This is a genomic window from Sulfurihydrogenibium yellowstonense SS-5 (genome assembly GCF_000173615.1).
Taxonomy (GTDB): Bacteria; Aquificota; Aquificia; order Aquificales; family Hydrogenothermaceae; genus Sulfurihydrogenibium; species Sulfurihydrogenibium yellowstonense.
The window spans coordinates 1-6194 of the sequence record NZ_ABZS01000099.1; the positions used below are offsets into that span (position 1 = coordinate 1).

General features: G+C 33.0%; 5 protein-coding genes and 1 tRNA gene. 1 reads left to right on the plus strand and 5 read right to left on the minus strand.

Annotated elements, in window-relative coordinates; translation table 11 throughout:
* From SULYE_RS05050 to rpsT, 5 genes are all read right to left on the minus strand, one after another.
* Positions 1-668 (minus strand): TatD family hydrolase (locus SULYE_RS05050; RefSeq protein ID WP_007547166.1); only part of this gene is annotated, 668 nt, incomplete at its 3' end.
* 4 nt (positions 669-672) lie between these two features.
* A complete protein-coding gene (gene ftsH, locus SULYE_RS05055; protein ID WP_007547167.1) occupies positions 673-2571 on the minus strand; it encodes an ATP-dependent zinc metalloprotease FtsH in 1899 nt (632 codons plus the stop codon).
* The gene (gene tilS, locus SULYE_RS05060) at positions 2562-3920 is read right to left on the minus strand and encodes a tRNA lysidine(34) synthetase TilS (protein ID WP_007547168.1); all 1359 of its coding nucleotides are present in this window, start codon (positions 3918-3920) and stop codon (positions 2562-2564) included. Before tilS ends, ftsH begins: the two co-directional genes overlap by 10 nt.
* An 8-nt stretch (positions 3921-3928) precedes the next feature.
* Positions 3929-4002, minus strand: a tRNA-Met gene (locus tag SULYE_RS05065).
* Positions 4003-4039: 37 nt separating this feature from the next.
* A complete protein-coding gene (gene rpsT, locus SULYE_RS05070; RefSeq protein ID WP_007547170.1) occupies positions 4040-4354 on the minus strand; it encodes a 30S ribosomal protein S20 in 315 nt (104 codons plus the stop codon).
* A gap of 116 nt (positions 4355-4470) precedes the next feature.
* Between rpsT and SULYE_RS05075 the strand changes: the two genes are divergently transcribed.
* Entirely contained in the window at positions 4471-5673 is a 1203-nt protein-coding gene (locus SULYE_RS05075; protein ID WP_007547172.1) for a methionine adenosyltransferase, read from the plus strand.
* Positions 5674-6194: the final 521 nt, after the last annotated feature.

The window sequence follows — 6194 nt, forward strand, 5'->3', positions numbered from 1 at the left end:
AACTCTAAAGTGTAAAATATATTTGATGGTTTATTTGGTTTTCCTCTTACTTTTTGAGGAGCTAAAAAGGGACTGTCTGTTTCTAATAACAATCTATCTAAAGGAACCTTTTTAGCTATTTCTCTTAAATTATCAGCTTTTGGATACGTTATATTTCCTGCAAAAGAGATGTAAAAGCCAATTTCTAAGGTTGCTTCCATTAGTCTTAAGCTACCACCAAAACAATGCATTATTCCGCCATTTTCAAATGGTGCATATTCAGAAAGTATTCTTTCAGTGTCAGCATCAGCCTCTCTGCTATGAATGACTATCGGAAGTTTTAACTCTTTTGCAAGCTCTATTTGTAATCTAAAAAATTTTTCTTGTAAATTTTTTGGAGTTTTATCTCTGTAGAAATCTAATCCGCATTCTCCAATGGCAACAACTTTACTATTATCTTTATATAGTTTTACTAAATTATCTATATCTTTTTCAGATATATCACCTATGTCGTAAGGATGGTATCCTATTGATGCATAAACATTGTCAAATTTTTTTGTAAATTTTATAGCTTCATAAATTTCCTGTTTATCACAGCCAATTGTAAGCAGGTAGTCCAACCTGCCCACGCTCTCTAATATATCCTCTTCTGAAGAAAGCATATCTAAGTGACAATGGGTGTCTATCATCTTATTATGCTGGTGCTGGAAGTTCTGCAGGTGGAGTTTCTGGACTTGAAGAATCTGTTATTGTAACTACGCTTTCAAACTTTCTACATCTATTTAGTACTGGAACGCCATACTCTTTTAAAATCGCAAACATTTCTTCGCAAGTTATCGTTTCTTTATCAAGTAAAAGCTGAACTACCGCTACAACGGCATCTTTGTAGCTTTCTATTATGTTTTTAGCTTTTTGATAAGATTCTCTTAATATTTTGTTTACCTCTTCATCTATTTTTCTTGCAGTTTCTTCACTAATTTCCGGCCCTTGGTTTCCAAAGAAAAATCCGCCACTTCTGTTTGTAGACACGTGTATTGGTCCTATTTCATCACTCATTCCCCAAGCTGCAACAATTCTATAAGCCAATTCTGTTGCTCTCATTAAGTCATTTTCAGCACCTGTTGTAATTCCATCTTTTCCATAAAATACTTCTTCTGCCGCTCTTCCTCCAAAAAGCTGTAAGATTCTTGCCATCAGATCTTTTTTAGAATAAAGATGTTTGTCTTCTTCCGGAAGGTTGACGGTTACACCAAGAGCAGCACCTCTTGGAATTATGGAAACTTTATGTAATGGGTCAGCTTCCTCTAACATTACTCCAACTATTGCATGACCAACTTCATGGTATGCTATTTTTTCTTTTTCTTTTTCTGTTATTGCCATTCCCTTTCTTTCTAATCCCATCATTATTCTATCTAAGGCATCTTCTAATTCTTGCATGCCCACTTTTTCTTTATTTCTTCTTGCAGCAAGAAGTGCTGCTTCATTTATAAGGTTTGCAAGGTCTGCACCCGAAAATCCGGGTGTTCCTTTTGCTATTGTCATTAAATCCACATCTTCATCAAGAGGTATATTCTTTTTCTTTACATGAACTTTTAGTATCTCGTATCTTCCTCTTACATCCGGCTTTGGAACAGAAATCTGTCTATCAAATCTTCCCGGTCTAAGTAATGCTGGGTCAAGAATATCCGGTCTGTTTGTCGCTGCAATCACTATTATTCCTTCATTACTATCAAATCCATCTAATTCAACAAGTAGTTGGTTTAATGTTTGCTCCCTTTCATCATGACCACCACCAAAACCAACGCCTGTTCTGGCTCTACCTACTGCGTCAATCTCATCTATAAATATTAAACATGGAGCATGTTTTTTTGCAGTTTCAAATAAATCTCTAACTCTTGCAGCTCCAACACCAACAAACATCTCAACAAAATCTGAACCTGATATAGAAATGAAAGGAACGTTAGCCTCCCCGGCTATAGCTTTAGCTAATAAAGTTTTACCGACACCAGGGTCTCCATAGAGTAATATTCCTTTTGGTGCTCTACCACCAAGTTTTTGATATCTTGATGGGTCTTTAAGATATTCTATTAGCTCCTTTACTTCCTCCTTCACTTCATCCATTCCGGCAACATCATCTAATTTTACGTTAGGCTTTTCTTCTAAGTACAACTTTCCTTTACTTTTTGCAAAAGAAAATGCTCTGTTTGGACCACCGGACATCTGCCTCATCATAAAAATCCAAAGACCGATAAAAAGCAGTATTGGCAACCAAGAAATTAATAAAGTTAAAAACCAATTACTGCTTTCACTTGGTAACACTTTTATCTGCACACCATTTTCAGATAAAATATCATATAGTCTTGAATAGCCGGATGGAACTATAGTTTCAACCTTTTTCCCATCTTCCGTAACAGCTATAAGCTCTTCTCCTCTTATTGTAGCTTCTTTAATATTTTTTTCATTTACCATATTGATAAATTCAGTAAAAGGAACTTTATTATCAGCAAGCTGTTTTGAACCAAACATATTGAATGCCAAAATCATCATAGCACCGATTAAAAACCATATCAATAAACTTCTTGTTAGTTGCAACTTTGTACCTCCTTATATCTAAAACAAATAACTTTCGTTGAATTTTCTGAAACCGGATAATATCCAGACCTTTTGTATCCAATTATCCATAGTATTTTATTATTATACACCAAAAGCGGTATACTATCTCTCACATACTTTGGAATTTTTAAATCAATAAAAACATCTTTTAACTTTTTTTCCGTCTTTCTATTAAAAGGTAAAAATCTATCTCCTTCTTTTCTTGTTCTAATTTCTAAAATACTATCTTCCGGCAAATCAAAACATTCTGTATGTTTATCTTTTTTAAAGTCTTCAGCGTCGATTATATAGCTTTCTAATTCCATACAAAACTCTTTTAAGAAAATTTTCTGACCAACTTTTAATTTATATTCTATTTGTAAATTTTCCATATTTTCAGATGCTAAAATTTCAAGTTTATCGTATGTTTTTACAACTTTAATATCTCTTGAAATTTTTATCTCTTTTTGTCCTTGTTTGTCTAAAATTTCCATTAGGCTTAAAATTTGCTTGTAAGATGGGTAAGTATTGGTGTTTTCATATATCCATTTAATTAAAAGTCTATATTTTAAAGCGTTTGGAAGATTATTAACAAAAGATAAGTCTAATAAATTTTTATTATCAAGTTTAGAATAATATTCCTCCGTTAGCTTGTCTAAGTAGGATTCATCAAAATATGAAAACTGAGATAAATTTAACATTGAATTTTCTAAATCTGGATTAATTTTTTTCAAAATTGGTATAACATCTAAACGAACTTGATTTCTTAAATACTTCCTTGAAAAGTTTGACTGGTCTACTAAATAAACTAATCCGTTTTTTTGACAATATTCTTCAATCTCTTCTTTTGTAATTAGATATAACGGTCTTATTATATTGTTTTCTTTTGGGCTAAAACCTTTTAGTCCTCGTTTATTTCCTTGGATGAACCAAAGAACTATAGACTCTGTTAAATCTGAAAGATGATGTCCTGTTGCTATTTTACTTAGATTTTCTTTTTGAAGAATTTTATTGAAAAATTTATATCTCTCTAGCCTTCCTGCTTCTTCTACAGAGATCTTTAACTCTTTAGCAACTTTCTTAACATCGACTTTCTTAACATGGATTTTTAAACCAAGGCTACTAGCAAACTTTTCGCAAAATTCTTGGTCTTGGTCTGACTCTTTCCTAAGAGCATGATTTAGATGTGCAAGCTGAATTTCTAATATATTTAAAGTTTTTTGAAATTTTAGTAGTAGATTGGTTAAAACCAACGAATCAGGACCACCTGAGAATGCTACAAGGATTTTATCTTGATTTTCAATAAGATTAAATTTTCTAACAGCTTTTAGGAATTTGCTTTCAAGCATGATTATAATGGCGGTACAGGGATTCGAACCCCGGACCCCACGGATATGAGCCGTGTGCTCTAACCAACTGAGCTATACCGCCATATTTTTTAATATAATATTTTATTTAAAATCTAAAATTATGCAACTTGTTGTGATTTTTCTAAAGCTGCTTTTATTCTTTTAGCTGCTCTTGAAACTCTTCTTGCAGCTTCGTTTTTATGAATAGCTCCTTTAGCTGCAGCCTTGTATGCAAGTTTTTGACATAATGGCAAGTACTTAGATGCTGCCTCCGGACCTTCTTTTTTAAGAACTGAATAAAGCTTTTTGAATGCAGTTTTCATTCTTGAAATATGATATCTATTTTCAAGTCTTCTTCTTTCAGCAACTCTAACATTTTTCTTTACTCTTCTTTTGTGCTTCTGTTTCTTTGGTGATAATTGAGCTTTAGCCATTTAATCCTCCGTCTTAAAAAATGTAGATAAATATTTTAACCTGTTTAATTAAAATTTGCAAGCATATTTAAAATATGGTAATTTAATATTCTTAAAATTTTTCAGGAGGTAAAAGATTGGCAAATATTAACGTTGGAATTTTAGAGTTTGAAAAAGTAAGTCAGCAACCTGTAGAAATTGTAGAAAGAAAAGGGACAGGACATCCTGACACAATCTGCGATGCATTAGCAGAAGAATTGTCAATAGCATTGTCCAACCTATACAGAGAAGAATTTGGAGCAATCATGCACCACAACGTTGATAAAGCCTTACTGATTGGTGGAATTGCAGACCCACAATTCAAAGGTGGAAAAATTATTGAGCCAATAGAAATATATTTAACCGGAAGAGCAATTGACGAGAAAGGAAATAAAAAATTACCGGTAAAAGAGTTGGCTATAGAGACAGCTCACAAATGGTTAAAAGAAAACATTCCTAACTTGGACATAACTAATCATGTTATTATTCATCCAAAATTAAAACCTGGTAGTAAGGATTTAGTCGAACTCTTTGAAAGATTTCAATTAAAAGGCGAAATTCCTCTTGCCAATGATACATCTTTTGGCGTTGGATTCGCTCCGTTTTCTGATGTAGAAACAATCGTTTATGAACTTGAGAGAGCTTTAAACAGCAAAGAGTTTAAAAAAGAGCATCCGTATGTTGGTGAAGATATTAAAATTATGGGTGTTAGAAACCATGATAACATCAGAATAACAATAGCTATGGCTTTCGTCGACAAGTATGTTAATGATATTAAAGATTATGTTGAGAAAAAAGAAATTGTTACCAATTATGCTTACTCAATAGCTCAAAGATTAACGACCAAACATGTTGATATATTTATAAATACAGCGGATGATATAGATAATGAATCTGTTTATATAACTGTTACCGGAACATCTGCAGAAGCTGGTGATGATGGTCAGGTTGGAAGAGGTAATAGAGTTAATGGTTTAATCACTCCTTACAGACCAATGAGCTTAGAAGCTGCTGCCGGTAAGAACCCGGTATCTCATATAGGAAAAATATACAATACTGCAGCAATGGATATGGCAGAAAGAATTGTTGCGGAGATTGAAGAAGTTGAAGAGGCTTACTGCTATTTAGTTAGCCAAATTGGTAAACCGATCACTGAACCACAGGTTTGTGATGTTAAATTAAGAGTAAATGGAGATTTAAATAAAATAAAAGAAAAAGTAATGAAGATTGCACAAGAAGAATTGGATAAGCTTCCTTCTACATGGCAAAAATTCTTAAATAGACATTTTAGATTGTATTAATTTTAAGATTTCAAGATAACCCCTCGCTATTGTGTTTAAAATGTAGCGAGGGTTTTTTTATTTTATATTGACTTAAGTTGCTGTCCTCTTTTATGATAGAATGTGCTAAAAATGATGGATACATCTGGCAGGAAATTTAGTAAAAGTGGAAGATTAGTCGTTGGCTGCATAATGACAATGCTTTACTCCTAACTTTTGTAATGGAATTTCATGAATTGCCGCTACTTTCACTTTTTTGTCATCCTGAGGACGTGAGTCCGAAGGATCTACTCTTTTAAAGAAGGTAGGTAAGTAAGAATTGCCCATACAATGAATAAGTGAGAGGTTAAAGGAAAGAGATTTTTCGCACAACTGCGGAATAACAATGTTGAATTTTGTAGGCAGCCACGAAAGAGTTAGGAGTAAGAAATAATAGCTTAGTTTATAAATACGTCGGATTATAAATTTAGTAAAATTAGGAGATTCTTCGCTACGCTCAGAATGACAGCATTAGGCGGTTTTGTCATCCTGAGGACGTGAGT

What these genes read in the sequence shown, in the direction of transcription:
- tilS (WP_007547168.1), bottom strand. Translation starts at nt 3,920, where the DNA reads ATGCTTGAAAGCAAATTCCTAAAAGCTGTTAGAAAATTTAATCTTATT.
- rpsT (WP_007547170.1), bottom strand. Translation starts at nt 4,354, where the DNA reads ATGGCTAAAGCTCAATTATCACCAAAGAAACAGAAGCACAAAAGAAGA.